17 protein-coding genes are annotated in these 20,087 nt (G+C 38.1%); 11 read left to right on the plus strand and 6 right to left on the minus strand.

Annotation, left to right across the window (positions count from 1 at the left end; genetic code table 11):
* The first annotated feature begins 77 nt into the window (after nt 1-77).
* Both AAY42_RS13715 and AAY42_RS13720 read left to right on the plus strand, forming a co-directional pair.
* Nucleotides 78-2,759: a TonB-dependent receptor gene (locus AAY42_RS13715; RefSeq protein WP_055396186.1), complete on the plus strand. Its 2,682-nt coding sequence runs from the start codon at nt 78-80 to the stop codon at nt 2,757-2,759.
* Nucleotides 2,760-2,852: 93 nt separating this feature from the next.
* Entirely contained in the window at nt 2,853-3,290 is a 438-nt protein-coding gene (locus AAY42_RS13720; RefSeq protein ID WP_055396188.1) for a hypothetical protein, read from the plus strand.
* A 33-nt stretch (nt 3,291-3,323) separates the two neighbouring features.
* On the opposite strand, the gene AAY42_RS13725 is transcribed toward AAY42_RS13720, so the two are convergent.
* A complete protein-coding gene (locus AAY42_RS13725) occupies nt 3,324-4,331 on the minus strand; it encodes an endonuclease/exonuclease/phosphatase family protein (protein WP_245625621.1) in 1,008 nt (335 codons plus the stop codon).
* 137 nt (nt 4,332-4,468) lie between these two features.
* On the opposite strand from AAY42_RS13725, the gene AAY42_RS13730 reads away from it, so the two are divergent.
* Both AAY42_RS13730 and AAY42_RS13735 read left to right on the plus strand, forming a co-directional pair.
* A complete protein-coding gene (locus tag AAY42_RS13730) occupies nt 4,469-7,207 on the plus strand; it encodes a peptidase associated/transthyretin-like domain-containing protein (protein ID WP_055396192.1) in 2,739 nt (912 codons plus the stop codon).
* Between the two features lie 9 nt (nt 7,208-7,216).
* A complete protein-coding gene (locus tag AAY42_RS13735; RefSeq protein ID WP_055396193.1) occupies nt 7,217-8,578 on the plus strand; it encodes a DUF5689 domain-containing protein in 1,362 nt (453 codons plus the stop codon).
* Between the two features lie 28 nt (nt 8,579-8,606).
* On the opposite strand, the gene AAY42_RS13740 is transcribed toward AAY42_RS13735, so the two are convergent.
* Nucleotides 8,607-8,870: a hypothetical protein gene (locus AAY42_RS13740; RefSeq protein ID WP_055396195.1), complete on the minus strand. Its 264-nt coding sequence runs from the start codon at nt 8,868-8,870 to the stop codon at nt 8,607-8,609.
* An 18-nt stretch (nt 8,871-8,888) separates the two neighbouring features.
* Between AAY42_RS13740 and AAY42_RS13745 the strand changes: the two genes are divergently transcribed.
* The gene (locus tag AAY42_RS13745; protein ID WP_055396197.1) at nt 8,889-9,383 is read left to right on the plus strand and encodes a hypothetical protein; all 495 of its coding nucleotides are present in this window, start codon (nt 8,889-8,891) and stop codon (nt 9,381-9,383) included.
* A gap of 8 nt (nt 9,384-9,391) precedes the next feature.
* On the opposite strand, the gene AAY42_RS13750 is transcribed toward AAY42_RS13745, so the two are convergent.
* Both AAY42_RS13750 and AAY42_RS13755 read right to left on the minus strand, forming a co-directional pair.
* A complete protein-coding gene (locus AAY42_RS13750; RefSeq protein WP_055396199.1) occupies nt 9,392-9,922 on the minus strand; it encodes a lipid-binding SYLF domain-containing protein in 531 nt (176 codons plus the stop codon).
* 90 nt (nt 9,923-10,012) lie between these two features.
* Nucleotides 10,013-10,621: a DinB family protein gene (locus tag AAY42_RS13755; protein WP_055396201.1), complete on the minus strand. Its 609-nt coding sequence runs from the start codon at nt 10,619-10,621 to the stop codon at nt 10,013-10,015.
* A gap of 315 nt (nt 10,622-10,936) precedes the next feature.
* Between AAY42_RS13755 and katG the strand changes: the two genes are divergently transcribed.
* The 4 genes from katG to AAY42_RS13775 all read left to right on the plus strand — a co-directional run bounded on the left by katG (nt 10,937) and on the right by AAY42_RS13775 (nt 15,177).
* Nucleotides 10,937-13,180, plus strand: coding sequence for a catalase/peroxidase HPI (gene katG, locus AAY42_RS13760; protein WP_055396203.1), 2,244 nt, complete (start codon nt 10,937-10,939; stop codon nt 13,178-13,180).
* Between the two features lie 104 nt (nt 13,181-13,284).
* Complete coding sequence (locus tag AAY42_RS13765) at nt 13,285-13,764, plus strand: ankyrin repeat domain-containing protein (protein ID WP_055396205.1); 480 nt, start codon at nt 13,285-13,287, stop codon at nt 13,762-13,764.
* 10 nt (nt 13,765-13,774) lie between these two features.
* Nucleotides 13,775-14,398: an NUDIX hydrolase gene (locus AAY42_RS13770; protein WP_055396207.1), complete on the plus strand. Its 624-nt coding sequence runs from the start codon at nt 13,775-13,777 to the stop codon at nt 14,396-14,398.
* Nucleotides 14,399-14,403: 5 nt separating this feature from the next.
* Nucleotides 14,404-15,177 (plus strand): nitrilase family protein, encoded by a 774-nt coding sequence (locus tag AAY42_RS13775; RefSeq protein ID WP_055396209.1) that lies wholly within the window; start codon nt 14,404-14,406, stop codon nt 15,175-15,177.
* Here the strand turns inward: AAY42_RS13775 and AAY42_RS13780 are convergent.
* A complete protein-coding gene (locus AAY42_RS13780) occupies nt 15,164-16,783 on the minus strand; it encodes an Ig-like domain-containing protein (RefSeq protein ID WP_055396211.1) in 1,620 nt (539 codons plus the stop codon). The two genes, AAY42_RS13775 and AAY42_RS13780, sit on opposite strands and share 14 nt — an antisense overlap.
* 72 nt (nt 16,784-16,855) lie before the next feature.
* On the minus strand, nt 16,856-17,545 hold the full coding sequence (locus AAY42_RS13785) for a ComF family protein (RefSeq protein WP_245625622.1): 690 nt from the start codon (nt 17,543-17,545) through the stop codon (nt 16,856-16,858).
* Between the two features lie 49 nt (nt 17,546-17,594).
* Here AAY42_RS13785 and AAY42_RS13790 point away from each other — a divergent pair, with 49 nt between their 5' ends.
* Together AAY42_RS13790 and AAY42_RS13795 are read left to right on the plus strand one after the other, a co-directional pair.
* Nucleotides 17,595-18,491, plus strand: coding sequence for an AAA family ATPase (locus AAY42_RS13790; protein ID WP_055396213.1), 897 nt, complete (start codon nt 17,595-17,597; stop codon nt 18,489-18,491).
* Nucleotides 18,492-18,527: 36 nt separating this feature from the next.
* Nucleotides 18,528-20,063 carry a glycine--tRNA ligase gene (locus AAY42_RS13795; protein WP_055396215.1) on the plus strand — a complete coding sequence of 512 codons (1,536 nt, stop codon included), beginning with the start codon at nt 18,528-18,530 and terminating at the stop codon, nt 20,061-20,063.
* Nucleotides 20,064-20,087: the final 24 nt, after the last annotated feature.

Genomic DNA, 20,087 nt, shown 5'->3' on the forward strand with positions numbered 1-20,087 from the left:
TAACTTTAGCTTAATAAGGATGTGTGAAAAATACAGCACATTTGCATCGCTAATTAAACAATTTAAACACTACGAAAATGAAACAAATTTACTTAGCTTTTGTGGCAATTTTGGTGTCCGCAACGGCATTTTCACAAGGAACAATTACCGGAACGGTTGTAGACGGGGAATTGGGAGTTCCGCTTCCGGGGGCCAGCATTATGGTTAGGGGTACAAATAATGGTACTACTACAGATTTTGATGGTAACTTTTCAATTGAAGTATCTGAAACAACAGGTTCGCTTGTAATTTCTTACATCGGATTCAGCACAAAAACTATTTCTTTTAGCTCTGCAGGAAGTTTAGGCACTATTTCTTTAAGTGCGGATGCTGAGGAATTAGAAGGTATAGTCGTTGTGGGTACTGGTATTATTGACTTAGCTAACGATAGACAAACTCCAATTGCAGTTTCTTCCGTCCCCGTAAGAATCATTCAGGAGAAGATAGGAACGCAAGATGTTACTATGACATTGGTTAACACACCTTCAGTATATGTTTCCGGTCAAGCCGGTGGTTTTGGGGACACGAACATGAGGGTTCGTGGTTTTGATCAGGATAACACAGCTTTCCTTTTAAATGGGCAACCAATAAATGGTATGGAAGATGGTTTAATGTATTGGTCAAACTGGTCTGGATTAAATGACATAGCATCTGGTGTGCAAATTCAACGAGGTTTAGGGTCTTCAAAATTGGCTATTTCTTCCGTAGGGGGTACCGTAAACTTTGTTACCAAATCTACTGAGATGAGCGAAGGAGGATTTGGGTATTCAACAGTTGCCAATAATAATTACATAAAAACAAGTGCAGGGTATAATACAGGAATCTCAGAGAAAGGATGGGGTTTAAGCGTTATGCTTTCGCACTGGCAAGGTGATGGGTATAATGAAGGAAACTTTGGTGAAGGTCAGACGTATTTTATCTCTGCTGGATATAGGCCTAATGACAGCCATAACTTCAACTTTTTGATTACTGGTGCTCCTCAGTTCCACGATCAGAATTTTACCAAACCAATAGAGGATTATCTGGAATATGGTGTACGTTACAACAACAACTGGGGTACATACAATGGAGAATATATGACGGAAAGAAGAAATTTCTATCATAAACCTGTTGCTAACTTTAACTGGGACTGGAACATTAATTCAACCACCAACCTTTCTACTGTGCTTTACGCCTCATGGGGTAATGGTGGTGGAACAGGTAACAGGGGTAATAGAATAAGAACCGCTGAAGGTCGAATAGATTACGATGCTATTTATGCTCAAAATGCTCAAGTTACGGATGGAGCTGGGGTTTATTTTGGTTCGGAAGATGCATATGTAACTCGTGCTTCAATGAATCTACACAGTTGGTATGGTCTAATTACAAACTTAGAAAAGAAACTTTCTGATAATCTTACCTGGAACATAGGTTATGATTTAAGAACCTATTATGGGAAACATTTCAGGGTAGTTTCAGATTTTCATGGCTTAAATTCTTGGACAGAAAATATTCGATTGAGAGATCAAAATAACAATCATGAGACATATGGAGGTTTTGGAACATATAAATTTGTTACAGCTACAGAAAGTTTTAGACCTTCAGGATGGGCCGCTGCATTTGACACTTATGATACCGAGCAAAAAATAGCATATAATAATGAGGAGCGTATTTCTTATGGGGGATTATTTACCCAGTTGGAGTATGCTACAGATACTTTTTCTGCCTTTTTCCAAGGATCGATTTCTAACCAGTACCACCAAAGATTTGATATTTTTCAATATGCGGATCAAGCATTGATTGATGGCACTTCGCCGCAAGGTACAGATGAACCAATTCCAGCTGGAATTACAGATGGGGTAGATTCAGAAAAAGTAAATAATTTAGGATATAATGCTAAAGCTGGCTTTAGCTATAGACCATCTCAGGCTCATAGTTTTTATGTCAACACTGGTTTCTACAACCGTCAGCCCTATCATGACAATATCTACTTGAATTTCACTAATCAAGTAAATCCATTAACTGAAAACGAAAAGATTCTAGGACTGGAAGCAGGATATGCTTTCAGCAGCCCTATGTTTTCTGCTACAGTTAACTTGTACAGAACCTCTTGGAAAGATAGGGTTGTTACAAGCTCAGATGTCGTAGATGATGTGGTAACATTTGAAAGTAATTTTGGAACATCACAATTACATTCTGGTGTTGAGGTAGATTTTAAATTAAGACCAACGCAAGATTTTTCAATAAATGGTTTTGCTTCTGTGGGAGATTGGATTTATGACGGTGAGGTTGTAACTCAAGTTACGGATGAAGAGCGAAACGTTTTAAGCACGGAAACAGAGGATGTTGATGGCGGTAAAGTTGGAGGAGCTGCACAACTTTCAGGAGGTCTTGGACTTGTATATAGAATCTGTGAAATGGTTTCGATTGATTCTGATTTTAGATACTATGACAATTTATATTCAGATGTTGGTGCCATAAAAGAGAACTTAGAGTTGCCATCATTTAGCATTTTAGATGCAGGAGTTACTTTTAGAGCGCCAGTAGGTGCCGATAAATCAAAACAGCTAAAAATTAGAGCCAACATAAATAATGTTCTGGATACGGAATACATTTCTAGACTGACTACAGCTACATTTGCTGAGGCGGGTGATGAAACTTATGATGGTATTGCAGTATCTAACCAAGGGTTCTTTGGTTGGGGTAGAACATGGAACGTTACACTTCGTTACGATTTTTAATTTGTGAAAAGAATAGTTTAGATAGAAAACCCCGCAATTGCGGGGTTTTTTTATATCTAAAAATCAGTTACATTTAAACTTTAAAACTTCGTTATGCAAATTTTACAAAACGTACATTCATATTTGGCCTACATTGTATTGGCCATTTTAATTTTAGCAGTTTTTAATGCACTTGCTGGTTGGTTGGGAAAGAAAGAATTTCGTTTTGAAAAAGATTTTAGGATAAGTCTTTTTGCGTTGATTTTGAGCCATATTCAGTTAGTATTAGGTCTCATACTATACTTTGTATCGGCAAATGGATTAAAGGCAATACAGACTCTGGGCATGGGAGGGCTGAATGCTCCTGCACGGCTATTGGCTGTGGAGCACCCCTTTATCAATATTATAGCTATTGTATTGATTACCATTGGTTGGTCTAGGCACAAGAAAAAGCTTGAAAGTGTCGCAAAATTTAAAAGTATTGCGATTTTTTATGGTCTGGGTCTACTTTTAATTTTAAGCCGTATTCCTTGGGGGCAATGGTTTAACTAACAGTGGACATTACCTAATCAAGTGGTAATCTGATTACTCTACCTCTCTTACCAAATATAAATACACCGGGAAGTGGTCGCTATAACCACCGGTGTAATTGCTTCCTGAGTATGTTCTAAATGGATACCCTTTATACTTTCCTTTTATGGTTCTAATTTTAGAAGGTGCATATATACCAGCTTTCCAATACGAATAGTACTCTTTGCTTTTGCCGATTAAATTGGAAGTCATAAAGAATTGGTCAAAAAGGTTCCATTTATCCCTATAAGCCAAAGACCCGAGTCCTTTTTTATGTAGTTTTTCCATTGGGTTAAAAAGACGTAAACTATCCAATTGATTTTCTTTGCCAATGGTTTTCAGAACTTTTTTTAAACTATCATCCCTGGGATCATCATTAAGGTCTCCCATACTTATAATTTTTGCATCAATGTTAAGTTTTTGAATGGAATCAATGATACGTTTGTTCAAAAACGCGGCCCTAAGTCTATTAGGTGCACTTTTGCTTGCTCCGCCCCTTCTTGATGGCCAATGGTTAACTATAAAATAAAATTCCTCATCGTCCAACAATCCACCTACCACGAGTTGATCTCGGGTATAATTTCGTTGCCCCATCTCATCAAAAAGCAATAACCTATGGCTTTTGAATGATGATGGTAGGTAAGAAGCTTTTTTATAAAGTAGTGCGACATCAATTCCGCGTTCGTCAGGAGAATCAAAATGGACAATTCCATAATCCCTTTCCAATAAATTTGGATGATTGACCAAGTCTTTAATTACATTTTTGTTCTCAACTTCACACAAGCCAATGATATCTGGAGATGTATCCGTCGTCTCCCCACCTATTTTTGAAAGAACATTTGATATGTGTTCAATCTTTTTTTCATAGCGCTCATCCGTCCAATTATAGCTGCCATCTGGAGTGCGTTCATCATCAAAAATTAAGGTGTCGTTTACGGTGTCAAAAAGATTTTCAACATTGTAAAAAGCTATGGTTCTTACCCTGTATGTTTTTTGGGATTGGGCAAATAAAGAAATGGACATTAGTATTGGTAGGTATCGTAAAAAATGCATTTGGGCTTTGATTTTAATTCAAAAATAATTAGAATTGTCTTCTTTTCAATCCGAAAAGTAAGATAATAACCCCTTATTTATAATTATTAACCTACTTAGGTAAGCCTATGAGAACTGCTTTGTTCTTTGTGGTGCTCTGCTGTTCTTCCTTTATATATGGTCAGCAAAGCACTATTATTTCTGGTACCATAAAAGATGGAATCACAAAAAAAACGATTCCGAACGCAATTATTGCTATAAATGGTTTATCCGTTGAATCCAATACGGATATAAGCGGAAAGTTTACATTGGAGACTTCACAAATAGGGGAACATATTCTAAACATAAATGCCCCCGATTACCTTTCCAAAAGACTCCCAATTATTTTAGAATTTGGATTTATAGATTTTGGAGAGATAGTTTTGGAAAAAGACATCACTACGGAAAAGGCAGACAATCTTATCACTCTAACAGACGGAGACCTATCTGATGATGAACAAACCATATCCGGTTCCTTAAGCCTGTTACAATCAACCAAGGACATATTTTTGAATAGGGCCGCATTCGATTTTGGACAAGCTTTTTTTAGAGTTAGAGGATATGACTCCAGCAATGGTGAAGTTTTGCTTAATGGAATTTCCATGAATAAATTTTTTGACGGTAGACCTCAATGGAATAATTGGGGAGGCTTAAATGACGTGATTAGAAACCAAGAATTTACAAATGGTCTGGCTATTAATCCCTATACGTTTGGAGGAATTCTTGGAAACACCAATATTGATACGAGACCTTCTGGGCTACGTCCTGGCATTCGATTATCCAGTTCTGTTTCAAACCGCACTTACGGAGGTAGAATCATGACTACATACAATTCGGGATTAAAAGAAAATGGATTGGCCTATTCGCTTTCCTCCTCAAGAAGGTGGGCAAAGAGTGGCTACATTGAAGGTACGCTGTATGATGCCTATTCCTTTTTTGGCTCTTTGGAATATAAATTGAATAATAATAGTCTGGCGTTGACCTCTATTTTGGCAAAAAACAGGCGCGGACGTTCATCGGCTATCACAGAGGAAGTATTTGATTTAATGGGGAACCGATATAACCCCTATTGGGGAAATCAAGATGGAGAAATACGAAACACCAGAGAACGCGACATTTTTGAGCCCTTGTTCATGTTGAACCACTTTTTAGAAACTGAAAAACTAAATTGGAATACAGGGATTGCCTATCAATTTGGCACTTCCTCTAGAAGTAGGTTAGGATATTTCAATGCCCCAAACCCAGACCCCACCTATTATAGGTATCTACCAAGCTATCACATTAATAGCGCTATTGGGGCAGATTTCACCAATGCGAATTTGGCAAGAGAAGGATTTCTAGAAAACTCGCAAATTAATTGGGAGCAATTGTATACCGCCAATTCCAATACGCTTAACACCGGGAAAGCAGCTTATGTTTTGTATGATGATGTGGTCAAGGACACTCAGATAACAGTGTCTAGTAATATAAATTACACTATGAATGAACATTTTGACTTGGGTTTTGGTGGAAATTATAAAGCATTGACATCCAATAGTTTTGCCGAGATTTATGATTTATTGGGAGCGGATTTCCATGAGGATATTGACTCCTTTTCCGATACTGCCAATGATTTGGAAGGAAATTTAATGAAAACCCAAGATGAGAAATTCAACTACCATTACAGAATGGATGTCTCGCAAATCAATGGTTTTGGACAAATTAATGCAAGCTATAATCAATGGAGTGGTTTTGCAACTGCTTCTTTTTCAAGTTCAAATTTTCAAAGAGAAGGGATTTTCAAAAATGAACGTTTCTTGGAAAATTCTCAGGGCAAGAGTGAAAAAGTATCATTTTCCAATATTGGATTGAAAGCTGGATTGAGTTATTTCTATTCTGGACGGCATTGGTTCACGGCAAATGGAGCCGTTATAAACAAGCCTCCAACACTTCAAAATATATTTATCAATCCAAGAGAGAATAACAATATAGTTCCCAAAATTCAAAATGAAACCATTACTACAATCGATATTAATTATTTTATCCGCTTACCGGATTTAACGGGAAGACTGAGTGCGTTCTACACAAGATTCCAGAACACAACGGATATTAATTTCTTTTTTGTGGATTCCGGTGTCGGGTCAGATTTTGTACAAGAAGTTGTGACCGATTTGGACAAACTTCATAAGGGGATAGAACTGGGATTGGAATATGAAGTTTCTTCAAATGTAAAAATATCTTTTGTTGGAAACTTGGGAGCATATGTTTATGCAAGCGACCCTTCTGTTCAAATAAATTTTGACACTGCTGGTGCAGAAGAGGATTTAATTGACCCCGAAGGGACTATAGATTTGGGAGTTTCTAAATTAAAAGACCTAAAACTTGCCCAAGGGCCTCAAACCGCATTTGCGCTAGGACTGGAATACAGGAGTCCAAAATATTGGTGGATAGGGGCATCTACCAATTATTTGGCAGACAACTATGCCAATATTTCAACAATTACCCGCACCCAGAGCTTTCTATTGGATCCGGAAACCGGTGAACGCTTTGTAGATGCCACGGATGAAAATGTTGCGCAAATTTTAGAACAGCAAAGCCTGGATAAGATATATCTACTCAATCTGGTTGGAGGCAAATCGTGGCTAATAAATAAAAAGTATATCAGTGCTTTTGCCAGTATTAACAATGCTTTTGATTCAGTTTTTAGAACAGGAGGTTATGAGCAGAGCAGAAACGGGAACTATGGACAATTACGGCAGGACAACCTGAGTGGAAAACCTTCCTTTGCCCCCAAATACTGGTATGGCTTTGGGCGAACCTATTTTTTGAATTTGGCGATAAGCTTTTAATACAGAAGTATGATTAAAAAACTGACTCCCTTAGCAATTATAATATGTTCTATCCTTTTTTCGTGTGTAAAAAGCAGGGATTTTGATGGATTGTCAAAAAGCTGCTCCAACAGTTTGGAAGCGAATGCCACTTTTGATGAAGTAGTGGCTTTGTATCAAGGAGAGACAATCCAAATTCATGAAGATTGGATTATTGAGGGGTATGTTGTTTCTTCAGATAGGGCAGGAAATTTTTTTAGTGTAATTCATGTTCAAAATCATCCAGTCCAGCCAACCAAAGGTTTACAGGTTGAAATAGATTTAAGGGATTCTCACTTAGTGTACGAAATTGGAAGCAGGTTGCTAATTAAGACAAAGGAGTTATATCTGGGAAAAAGTGGGGAGACCTTTAAATTGGGAGGAACATTTTCAGCGTTTGGAAATATTTCCGTTGGAAGATTACCTGCCTTAAAAGTGCCCGAACATATTTTTTTGCCATGCGATGAAGGAGAATTGTTGCAACCAACAGTAATTTCTGTTGATAGTGTTTCTGACCTTCATGTTAATACATTGGTACGTTTTGATGATGTTGAAATAAGCGAAGATGAACTGGGGTTGTCCTTCGCTGTTGAAACAGAAGAAACAGAACGAACTCTTATGGATTGCAATGAAAATAAAATCACCTTATTGAATAGCGGTTTTTCTGATTTTCAAGAAGATATTTTACCAGAGGGAAATGGAACAATTACAGGAGTTTTACTAAAAGATGGGAATGATTTTCAACTTGTAATCCGGGATTTGGATGATATTGATTTTAGCAATGAACGCTGTCCCGAGATTATCACGGAATTTACTTCAACGAAAGTTTTTATTTCAGAACTGGCAGATCCAAACAACAATTCAGGAGCGCGCTTTTTAGAATTGTATAATTCAGGATCAGAACCATTGGATTTGAACCAATGGACGTTACGGCGCTATACAAACGCGAATACCGAAGTTAGTTCCACTATTGATTTATCAGGATTTGTAATTGCTGCGGAAAGCTCATTCGTAATAGCACCTAACCCAACTGAATTTGAATTTATCTATGGCTTTGCGCCAGACTTAGGGGTATCCACAAACAGCCCAGCAGATTCCAATGGAGATGATAATTTGGAATTGGTGGACCCTTTTGGAACTGTAATAGATGTCTTTGGAATTATTGGTGAAGATGGTTCTGGCACCAATCATGAATTTGAGGATGGCAGAGCATTTCGGAACGCAGAAATTATCGAAGGCAACCCCAACTACACCTTTGGAGAATGGACTATTTTCAATGATACGGGAGATGCTGGAACCATAGACCAACCCCAAAATGCCCCGGAAGATTTTTCCCCTGGATTAAGAGATTAAATGGCGCAATTTTGACCGGGATAGAATATTATTTAACAAAAATAAAGTAGATACCAACAAAGCTACCCACCTCAATAAAAAACCAAATCAGTTTTGAGACGGTTATTTTTCTATTGGCACTTTTGTAATTTTTAGCCCCTAACTCAAATTGTTCTGAGGTAGGACCTGCCTTTCTTTTGGCCAAATCCTGGCACTCCCTAGAAAAGCTGTTCAATTCTTTTGAATTCTGGATGATTTTTATCAACTTATAAATCCAAAAAGAAACGACAACACCTATAAGTATATTAATCATCGCAAAAGTTTAGACCTGTTGAAAGATAAAAAAATAGCACCATTTAAATCGGATAAAACCATAAAGATAAAACCCCTGTATAGCCTTTTGATTTTGGGAATTGCACAATTGTACGGGGCTTTTGTGATATTTAGGTTGGGGGTCTTAACAATAAAGGAGGATTGGATAAATACGGTTTGCCTTTTGGGTTCTTTAGGGTTGGTAGTGTGGGCAGGCTACATACTTAATGCCTTTTCCAGATATTTTAGACTAAAGGACAATAAGATTATCTTTAAAAAGGGGATGTTTCTTTTTTTTGGAATTGAATTGGAGTACAGTTATATAAAGGACTTGGAAATAAAAGTGTACAGTTCGGACTTGACCTTGGATATTTACCTAAATCAAAGCGAAGAACCAATTCCCTTATCCGCCTCATATATGAAATTAAAAGACTTCCATGAGGTCTACAAAACTCTTGTTGAAATCCAATCTCAGAACAACAAGGAAGAGTTTAAGCCTTCAATAAAAAGATAGGTTTTTGCTTAAAAAGGCTTATACCCAAATTTTTGTCCACCTACAGATGCGTCTGCCATTAAGCCAGCTTTTGGCAAGGCAAAAACTGCTACACCATCCTTATATTTTGCATTAGCGGCAATTCCGGATTTTAGGGCAACTGCAGATGCCTCGGCAGCAAATTCAAACTTACCTTCTTTAAAGCGCTCCAAATCTACTTGGGTCTCAAAAAAGATAATTTCAATAATGGCCTGTCCACCAGCTTGGAAACCAACATTAAGTTTTTTGAGATTTGCCATTCCTACGCTCTGACCTTCTTCATATAGTACACCATTTCCTGATGCGCCCCCAATTATAAAACCACCTTTGCCCACATTTGGAAAAAGCACATACCCTGCAGAGTTTTCAAAAAACCGCTCTAGTGCACTATCCGCTTTCAACAAGGTCTTCTTTGCCTTTTTGGCATCGTTCATTATTTTTCTATCCTTCTTATCCTGAGCCGTAACACAAACGGTCAACAATAGTATTGAAACCAGCATTAGGGATTTTAAAGTTCTCATATTCTCGATTTATTAAACGTAAAACGAAGGTAAAAAATAAACCCCTTTCAATAAGAAAGGGGTTTGCCAATAATTGTTAATAGAGCATAATTATTTTTTTGGAAAAAGCTTGTGGGCCATTACTTCTTCCATTTGTAGCACATGGCGTTCTGTGTGTCCGGCCGCAAAAATAATAAGCTGTACGCCATCAACTGTTCCGAAGGGCAAATCACTGTTAAAACGGTTCCTTAAATCGTCTTCGGTCGTTTCAACATAGGCAATATGCTCATTTCTTTTATCTACATAAGCTTTTACGGTAGCCTCGAATGAACCAAATTTTCCACTTGGTTCAAAAGGTTCAGCAGTTTTTACTCTATTACTTCTATCCGTTATGATTCCCATAAGCTGATCATCCTTGAGTTTAAGCGAATCTTTTAAAGCTGGGTTTGGACCAGCAGCCACGGTTTTTTGTATGAATGAACCAAATGCGTTTTCAGTTATTGCAAGATGCTCAACACATTCAGCAATGGACCAAGCCTCTTCTTCCGGTTTAAAATTTAATTGTTCATCTGTTAGGCCATCCACCACCTTTGTCATATGATTTCTAGATTCAGTAAGATATTGAATGACCATTTTGCGTTCATCATCCGTAAGCTTTTCGCTATCAATACTAAAGCTGAACAGCATCAAGGCAACGATTGGTAAAATCAATTTTTTCATTGTGATAGTTTTTAAATTAGTTATAGAATTATAAGGATTTATTTAGTAGACGATTATAAGTAAGCAAATTGGACGTAGTTTAAAATTCTTTTATCTGAAAATATTTAAAGTTAGTGTCTTTTTTGATACTAAAAAGGGGCATATCTGCCAAATTGTGGCGTTGTTTTGGCATTGTTTGCCTCATATTGTAAATATCACATCAAATAGATAATACTTATGTTTTAATAGTATTTTAATATTTATTGCCTATAGTGTAACTATGGATTTTCTTAATTTTATGGAGGTTAAAAAATCGACACAAACAATAATTTTAATATGGGCAACAACGAAACAACTTCTTCAAATGGAAATTCATTTGATATGAATGAATCAAGCGCTAAATGTCCGTTTTTGAACGGAGAAATGAATCAAGCTGCAGGTGGTGGAACAACAAACAAGGATTGGTGGCCAAATGCATTGAACCTGAATATTCTAAGGCAACACTCAACTTTGACAGACCCTATGGATGAAGGGTTTGACTATGAAGAGGAATTTAAGTCGCTTAATCTAGATGTTGTTAAAAAAGACCTTACAGATTTGATGACAGATAGTCAAGACTGGTGGCCTGCAGATTATGGGCACTATGGTCCATTCTTTATCCGTATGGCATGGCATGCTGCAGGAACGTATCGAATTGCAGATGGACGAGGTGGAGGAGGAACAGGAGCTCAACGTTTTGCACCATTGAATAGCTGGCCGGATAATGCAAATTTGGATAAAGCCAGATTGTTGCTTTGGCCCATTAAAAAGAAATATGGAAAGAAAATCTCTTGGGCTGACCTTTTGATTTTAGCAGGTAATGTTGCACACGAGTCTATGGGATTAAAGATGTTCGGATTTGGTGGCGGACGAAAGGATATTTGGCAGCCAGAAGAAGATATTTATTGGGGTTCCGAGGGAGAATGGCTTGGAAACAAAGAAAGATATAGCAAAGACGGAGACTTGGAAAACCCACTTGGTGCCGCACATATGGGATTGATTTATGTAAATCCAGAAGGACCAAATGCCAATCCTGATCCTGTTGCTGCCGCACATGATATTCGTGAGACATTTGGTAGAATGGCAATGAACGATTATGAAACTGTTGCCTTAATTGCTGGTGGCCATACATTCGGAAAAACCCACGGTGCAGCAAGCGATGCGGAATATGTTGAAGCTGAGCCAGCTGGGGCTTCCATTGAAATGCAGAGCATGGGATGGAAAAACAATTTTGGTTCAGGAAAAGGCTCAGATACGATTACCAGTGGTTTGGAAGGCGCATGGACGAATACTCCAACAAAATGGAGCCACAAATTCTTTGAGAACCTTTTTGGATATGAGTGGGAATTGACAAAAAGTCCTGCCGGTGCACATCAATGGAAACCAAAGGGTGGTGCAGGAGCTGGTACAGTGCCTGATGCCCATGACCCAGAAAAGAAGCACGCACCATTTATGTTGACGACTGACCTTTCACTACGAATGGATCCAGCATATGAAAAAATATCAAGACACTTTTTAGAAAATCCCGAAGAGTTTGCAGATGCTTACTCACGAGCTTGGTTTAAGCTAACTCATCGTGATATGGGACCCAAGGATTGTTATTTGGGGGCCGAAGTTCCTCAAGAAGAATTGATTTGGCAAGACCCTGTTCCTGCGGTTGACCATGAATTGATTGATGAAAATGATGTTGCCGATTTAAAGAAAAGAGTTCTTGCTTCTGGATTATCCATTTCAGAATTGGTATCAACGGCTTGGGCTTCTGCTTCAACATTTAGAGGTTCGGATAAAAGAGGTGGTGCCAATGGAGCACGGATTAGGTTAGCTCCTCAAAAAGATTGGGAAGTAAATAATCCGAAGCAACTGGCAAAAACCTTGGAAACCCTTGAAGCAGTTCAAAAAGAATTCAATGGGACAGGTAGTAAAAAAGTATCTCTTGCAGATTTAATTGTTTTGGCAGGATGTGCAGCGGTTGAAGAAGCTGCCCATAAAGCAGGAAGTAAAATCACAGTTCCATTTATCGCTGGTCGCACAGATGCTACACAAGAACAGACCGATGTTGAATCATTTGAGGCTCTTGAGCCACGGGCAGACGGTTTCCGTAATTATGTGAAAGGAAATCCTAGCACGACTGCGGAGGAATTATTGGTAGACAAGGCTCAATTGATGACCCTGACCGTACCTGAAATGACAGTTTTATTGGGTGGAATGCGTGTTTTGGGAACCAATTTCGACAATTCAAAACACGGTGTGTTTACGGATAAAACAGAATCATTGACAAATGATTTTTTCACAAACCTTGTTGATTTAGGAACTGCTTGGAAAGCAACTTCAAGTGATGATAGCGTCTTTGAAGGGTCAGATAGGAAAACCGGAAACATGAAATGGACGGGTACTCGGGCAGATTTGATTTTTGGTTCCAATTCAGAGCTTCGCGCTATCGCTGAGGTTTATGCTTGTGATGATGCACAAGAAAAGTTTGTGAAAGATTTTGTTGCCGTATGGGACAAAGTAATGAACCTTGACCGTTTTGATTTAGCTTGATTTTAGAGCTATACGTATAGACTAGTAGAAAAAGAAAATTAATTGTATATGACTGTCATAACCAACTTAGGTTGTGACAGTTTTTTTATACCTTTCCAAGACAAATGGACATCAAAGAAGATTTTTTTAATGAAATAAGAAATGGCAATGTCTCAGCAGTTGGGAAACTCTTGGATACTAACGCGAAATTGCTGGAAACCGTGGACCAAAGAGGCTCAACGCCATTAATTTTGGCAACCTATTACGGGCATGTACAAATAGCAGAACTGTTGTTGGGCAAGGGAGCCAAAATCGATTCAAAAGACGGCTCGGGAAATACTGCTTTAATGGGTGTTTGCTTTAAAGGGTTTACCAATATTGCCAAACTTTTGATTGAAGCAGGAGCCAATGTCAACCATATCAACTCCATGGGAGCGACCTGTCTCATTTACGCCGCTACATTCAATCGTATGGAAATTGCCCAATTGCTCTTAGAGCATGGCGCAGATAAAGCTACCAAAGATGCGCGTGGAAGCACTGCTTTAGATCATGCCAAAATGCAAGAAGCCAAAGCAATGATAGAATTATTGGAAACAAAAGGGTAATCACCATTAAATGGATTCAAAGGAACAACTCAATACAATTAAACAAATAAAAGCTATTTCCGAAACAGGCTTGGTGTATGCCGCAGACCCTTATGCTAGGGAACGCTACGAAGAGCTAAAGCAAATAAGTTTAAAATTGATGGCCCACATGGCAGATTCCTCAATTGAAGTATTGCAGGATTTTTTTATGCCCGAAAAAGACTATCCAACACCAAAGGTAGACGTAAGAGGTTTCGTGTTGAATGATAAGGACGAAATTTTGATGGCTAAAGAAAGTGTGGATGGTAAATGGACCATTCCAGGGGGTTGGGCGGATATAGGCAATACCCCTTCCGAAATTGCGGTTAAAGAAATTCAGGAGGAAACAGGAATGAAGACAGAAGCCGTAAGGCTTTTGGCAGTTTATGACAAGCAGGTTCATCCGCATCCACCAGAACCCTATTATATTTATAAATTAATTTTCCTCTGCCGAATAGTTGGTGGAGAACTTAAAGCAGGTTTTGATATGCTTGGAGCTGATTTCTTTTCGTTGGATAATCTCCCGGAGCTTTCAACAGATAGGATTTTAGAAGATCAGTTGAAGCATTTGTTCAAGCTGACCAAATCCATGGAATATGAAGTGTATTTTGATTAAGGCGAATGTCACTAAAACTTAAAATAGCCCTTGTTCAATCCCATTTAATTTGGGAAAACCCTCAATCAAACAGAGAAGCTTTTTCAAAAAAAATTGATTCAATTTCAGGAGATGTAGACTTAATTATCCTACCAGAAATGTTCTCCACAGGCTTCACCATGAATCCCCAGAATATTGATACATCAGAGGGGATAAATACGGTTGAGTGGATGCGAAAAACAGCTTTGAAAAAAGAAGTCGCTATAGTTGGCAGCATTGTCTTTACAGAAAACAACAAAAATTTTAATAGGCTCTTTTTTGTTTATCCAAATGGAAAATATAAAAGCTATGATAAAAAACACGCTTTTACTTTGGCCGGTGAAGACCAAATTTATAAAGCTGGTGACACCAAATTAATTGTTGACTACAAAGGGTTTAAAATTTGTCCATTGATATGTTATGATCTTCGTTTTCCCGTATGGGCCAGAAATGTGGAAGATTACGACGTACTCATCTATGTGGCCAATTGGCCCAAACCTCGAATAGATGCTTGGGATTCATTGTTAAAAGCACGGGCTATCGAAAATATGTCCTATTGTATTGGGGTAAATAGGATTGGACTGGATGGATTGGGATATGAATATTCGGGACATTCAGCCACTTATGATGTGTTGGGAAATCAATTGGTATATTCGGAAAAGGAAGAAATTTTGTGTACCACACTTTATAAAAACGACATAGATTCAACTCGGAATAAGCTAAAATTTCTGGAAGATCGAGATGAATTTAATTTGATATGATAAAGGTCTGCTCCAATTCCCAATTGGCACGCACATCAATAATATCAGGATAATAACTAATTTTTTCTGGTTGTATTTTTTTTAGATAATTCCCGGTATCCCAAATCCCATTTCCGTTATCATCAAAAACTACGCGAACCCTATATTTTCCAGGTTCAAGATTATTGAACTCAAAAGTAACAGGGCGCTCCGCAATGAGTTCACGTTTAACTTCTCCTTTTTCTTCGGTTAATTGTACAATCATGGGAAAACGGATGTCACCATTAATGGTAACACGCAGATTTCCATAATCGGCATAACTTCCGGTTGATATATTATAATTTAAAGTGTCATTCTGTACCCCAAAAAAGTCAGTAACCGCGCCAGGGAGTAAAGAAAAGCGATAGTTTTGATTGGGTTCAATGGCAAAGTCAAAATCAATTTTATTGCCAATTGTATCCAACGTGCTGGTATATGGAGCTAATAAGGAATCGTTGAGTACCAAACCAATTCTGGTAGTGTCCAAACTTTTAAGAGGAGTATTGGCCAGTACACTAAACGTATCTTCAAAATTCATTTTACCACTAATAGAGGTTCCAAGACGCAAAGAATCCAAAGGCAGTTTTCTGGACTTTACCGTAAATGTGTCTATTTTTTCAAGCTTTTCATTGGTAACCGTAAAAATAATGGAGTCCAGGTCGGTTGGAGTCAACCAATAATTTAGGGTATCTTTTTCTCGTTCCTTTAAAACAATAGTCTTTACAGAATCTGGAAGTGAAGTTAAAGTTTCAATTTTGAAATCTCTGTTATCTCCCTGATATCCAAAAAGAATCCGGTTTTTTGCCACATAGCTGGGTACAGAAATACTATAATTGGGCTGTTCTTGGAACAGATTCAATAAATAAATTGAATCTGTGGGAATGGAAATCGTATCCTGCAAAAAACCGATTTTGTCCTGCCTTTGGTCAAAAATGTTGTTCTTGTTTACATCTTTTAGCGCAAAGATGGCATAGTTTCCTGCCTTCAGGTTTTTGAGTTCAAAAAGGGGAAGACTATCTGAGGTACTGGTTAAATAGTTGGGAGGGTTTTTGTATATGGTAGAATCAGTGTAGGCACTATCAAGTTCATAGAGCATAACACTTATATATTCATCAGCTTTTCGATTAAAAGCATCTTTAACGGCACCTGATACTTTTAAGGAATCAATATAGGTGCCCGTTGAAAAAACATAGGAAAAAAAGCTGTTTGGATTGCCTTCATTGTTATCTACGATACTTTGTCCAAAATTGAGGGTGTATGTTGTATTTTCCCTTAAAGTGTCTTTAATAGTCACCTCAATATATTTGCTGGCACCGCTCAATGGTTTCATTTCCGGAGCGTGCTTAAACGGAGGGGAAACAATCAATTGGTTTTGCGCATCTTCCAGTTTAACCAACTCATCAAAATACAACCGTATTTTTTGTGCTTTAAAATTGATGGAATAATTTTCAGGTTCAGCTTTTGTAAGCTTGGGAGGGATAATATCTTTTTCCCCACCTGTTGGGTTTCCACGTTTGGCACATTGCCAAAGTGCCAAACCGGCCAGGGCTAAAAAGAAAAAGCTCAAGAATCTTTTTAAGTATATCATAAGATAAACCAGTGTGGAACAAAGAAACAACTAATTTAAAAATTGGAAACAGGTATTAATAAAATTTAACCATTATGGGACCATGGCAATACTGAGCACAGAAATATCTACAGTTTCAAGTTGGGAGATGGTTTTCGCACATGCTTCAATAGTGGCGCCTGTTGTTATGACATCATCAACCAAAAGTATATGGGCATGGGTTTCCAAGGGTTGATTGTTCAATTGAAAAGCTTCTTTTGTATTTTCCCAGCGCAATTGTCTATCCTTTTTGGTCTGTGTTTTTGTATTGCTTTTCTTGACCAGGATATCGTCCCTATAATCCGCATTAATGTAGGTGGCAATTTTTTGGGCAAATAAGGCCACTTGATTGTAACCTCTTTTCTTTTCTTTCTTTGGATGAAGTGGCACTGGAATTACAATATCAACTGTTTGAAGTAGTTTTTCATTCTTTACTAAGGCACCGCACCAATCTCCAAGAAAACCTCCAATATGTTCCTGATTTTTATACTTTAAATGGTGTATAAGGTTCTGTACTGTACCCGTTTTTGCAAAGAAAGCGAAAGAAGCTGCTTTTTTTATGGGAAATCTCCCATAAAACATAAGGTCAACAGCATTCTCATCTGAAAAGTTATGATCGGTGAGTGGCAATTCATGTCGACAAACTACACATAGAACCTGTTCTCCTCTGGATAATTGCGCATTACATCCAAAACATACCGCTGGCAATAGTATGTTGTTAATATCGTTTATTATCTTAGCCAACCTTTTTGTTATCAAATCTTATTACGCTTTTATAGTAGTCTATTAACCCATGGATGCCCAAGATAATAATTTCAACTACAAGATTATTTTTACAGCGCTGATAGCTGTAATTGTGGGTATTTTAATAGCCTTCTATTATAGTTATGCCCAATCTAAGAATCAAATGTCATTCTTGGAGCAGGAAAAATCCCTTTTGGTAAAGGATTTAACCTTGATGAAAGCTGAGGTGGATAGATTGTCCGGTCTAAACGAGGTAAACGATATAGAACTACAAACTTCCAGATTTAAGGTCCAGCGATTGTTGGATTCTGTTGGTCGATTAAATTTCAGCATAACCAAATTGAAAGAAACTCGAAAGGAGCTTCGTATGCTAGAGGTAAAGTTTGATAGCTTAAAGCTTAAAAACAACTTTCTTAGGTACAATAATAGCCTTTTGGCAAACCGTTATGAGGAAACGCGAAAACAATTGGAAGAGGTACGGGGAAGGGCAAGCAATATGGAACAAGCCGAATCTTTATTGCGCGAAACCAATAAAGAACTTAGTAGAGAACTAAAAATAAAAAGCTACCTAAAACTGCAAGATGCCGAAGGTAGTGGGTTTAGATTGAGAGCAGGAAGACCCTTAAAAACCAATAAGGCTTCCACCATAGAAAAATTAAGAGGTTGTGTCACTATTTTGAGCGATTCAAACGAGAGAGGGGATGTAAAAGTCCTATATCTGCAATTTCTGGATCCAAATATGGCCGTGATCGAAGATAATGCCAATACCATATCAGTTAGCGGAAACACCTATAGCAAAAAAGTAGAAATAATATATACTGGCAAAGAGATAAGTGTTTGTGATGCTATTACGGTTCCAGAGGCATCATTGGAGGAGGGAATTTACACCCTTAACGTTTTTGAGGACGAAAGACTACTTGCTTCAACCGAATTTCAGCTAAAATAAGTCACTTCTTTTTAGGCAAAATTCTATTTTTGCCGAATGGCAAATCAAGAAGACATTTTTAAGAAGGTAATTTCCCATGCAAAGGAATATGGTTACGTGTTCCAATCCAGTGAGATTTATGATGGGCTAAGTGCGGTTTATGACTATGCGCAGAATGGAGCAGAGCTTAAGAAAAACATTCGTGAATATTGGTGGCAGGCTATGGTTCAACTCAATGATAATATTGTTGGGATTGATGCGGCCATTTTTATGCACCCTACCACTTGGAAAGCATCTGGACATGTGGATGCCTTCAATGACCCCTTGATTGACAACAAAGATTCCAAAAAAAGATACCGAGCCGATGTTTTGGTCGAAGATTATGTGGCCAAAATTGAAGCAAAAATAGATAAAGAGGTTGCCAAGGCTGCCAAACGCTTTGGGGACAGTTTTGACAAGAAGCAATTTTTAGAGACCAATCAACGCGTTCTGGATTACCAAGCAAAGGCAGACGGAATCCTAAAGCGATTGGGTAAATCTTTGGAAAATGAGGATTTGGCCGATGTAAAGGCGTTGATTGAAGAATTGGAAATTGCGTGTCCACTTTCAGGGTCTAAAAACTGGACGGATGTAAAGCAGTTCAACCTTATGTTTGGCACCAAGCTTGGAGCTTCCGCAGAGTCTGCCATGGATTTGTATCTACGGCCAGAAACAGCCCAAGGTATTTTTGTGAACTTTTTGAATGTTCAGAAAACCGGACGGATGAAAATTCCGTTTGGAATAGCACAAACTGGAAAGGCCTTCCGTAATGAAATCGTGGCAAGGCAATTTATCTTCCGTATGCGGGAGTTTGAACAAATGGAAATGCAATTTTTCATTAAACCTGGCACGCAAAAGGAATGGTATGAAAAATGGAAGGAAAAACGTTTGCAATGGCATCTGTCTCTTGGTATGGGAGAAGATAACTACCGTTTTCACGATCATGAAAAATTGGCGCATTACGCAGATGCGGCAGCAGATATTGAATTTAAATTTCCCTTTGGATTTAAAGAATTGGAAGGAATCCATTCCCGTACCGACTTCGATTTAAGTCAGCACGAAGAGTATTCAGGTAAAAAGTTACAGTATTTCGACCCAGAGGAAAACAAGAGCTACGTCCCTTATGTACTTGAGACTTCAATTGGTCTGGATCGGATGTTCTTGGCAGTTTTCTCCAACTCACTAAAGGAAGAAGAACTGGAAAATGGCACCACGCGAACTGTGCTTAAACTTCCTGCAGTATTGGCACCTACCAAAGCCGCTATTCTACCCCTTTTAAAAAGGGACGGTTTGCCGGAAGTGGCCAAAAAACTGGTTGATGAGCTTAAGTGGGACTTCAACGTTATTTATGATGAAAAGGACGCTGTAGGACGTCGTTATCGCCGTCAAGATGCCGTGGGGACACCATTTTGTATTACCATTGATCATCAAACCTTGGAAGATGAAACCGTAACCATCCGCCATAGGGATACCATGGAACAACAACGTGTTGCCCTTCCAGCCGTAAAGGAAATTATTGAGAAAGAGGTAGGTATTAAATATTGGTTGAAATAATTTCAAAGATTCTTGATTTTTAGA

Origin of the sequence: Flagellimonas eckloniae (genome assembly GCF_001413955.1) — a bacterium.
Lineage (GTDB): Bacteria > Bacteroidota > Bacteroidia > Flavobacteriales > Flavobacteriaceae > Flagellimonas > Flagellimonas eckloniae.

Bases quoted from the DNA above. Each gene is read 5' to 3' on its own strand.
- AAY42_RS13715 (WP_055396186.1), top strand. From the start codon at position 78: ATGAAACAAATTTACTTAGCTTTTGTGGCAATTTTGGTGTCCGCAACG.
- AAY42_RS13720 (WP_055396188.1), top strand. From the start codon at position 2,853: ATGCAAATTTTACAAAACGTACATTCATATTTGGCCTACATTGTATTG.
- AAY42_RS13725 (WP_245625621.1), bottom strand. From the start codon at position 4,331: ATGTCCATTTCTTTATTTGCCCAATCCCAAAAAACATACAGGGTAAGA.
- AAY42_RS13730 (WP_055396192.1), top strand. From the start codon at position 4,469: ATGAGAACTGCTTTGTTCTTTGTGGTGCTCTGCTGTTCTTCCTTTATA.
- AAY42_RS13735 (WP_055396193.1), top strand. From the start codon at position 7,217: ATGATTAAAAAACTGACTCCCTTAGCAATTATAATATGTTCTATCCTT.
- AAY42_RS13740 (WP_055396195.1), bottom strand. From the start codon at position 8,870: ATGATTAATATACTTATAGGTGTTGTCGTTTCTTTTTGGATTTATAAG.
- AAY42_RS13750 (WP_055396199.1), bottom strand. From the start codon at position 9,922: ATGAGAACTTTAAAATCCCTAATGCTGGTTTCAATACTATTGTTGACC.
- AAY42_RS13755 (WP_055396201.1), bottom strand. From the start codon at position 10,621: ATGAAAAAATTGATTTTACCAATCGTTGCCTTGATGCTGTTCAGCTTT.
- katG (WP_055396203.1), top strand. From the start codon at position 10,937: ATGGGCAACAACGAAACAACTTCTTCAAATGGAAATTCATTTGATATG.
- AAY42_RS13765 (WP_055396205.1), top strand. From the start codon at position 13,285: ATGGACATCAAAGAAGATTTTTTTAATGAAATAAGAAATGGCAATGTC.
- AAY42_RS13770 (WP_055396207.1), top strand. From the start codon at position 13,775: ATGGATTCAAAGGAACAACTCAATACAATTAAACAAATAAAAGCTATT.
- AAY42_RS13775 (WP_055396209.1), top strand. From the start codon at position 14,404: ATGTCACTAAAACTTAAAATAGCCCTTGTTCAATCCCATTTAATTTGG.
- AAY42_RS13780 (WP_055396211.1), bottom strand. From the start codon at position 16,783: ATGATATACTTAAAAAGATTCTTGAGCTTTTTCTTTTTAGCCCTGGCC.
- AAY42_RS13790 (WP_055396213.1), top strand. From the start codon at position 17,595: ATGGATGCCCAAGATAATAATTTCAACTACAAGATTATTTTTACAGCG.
- AAY42_RS13795 (WP_055396215.1), top strand. From the start codon at position 18,528: ATGGCAAATCAAGAAGACATTTTTAAGAAGGTAATTTCCCATGCAAAG.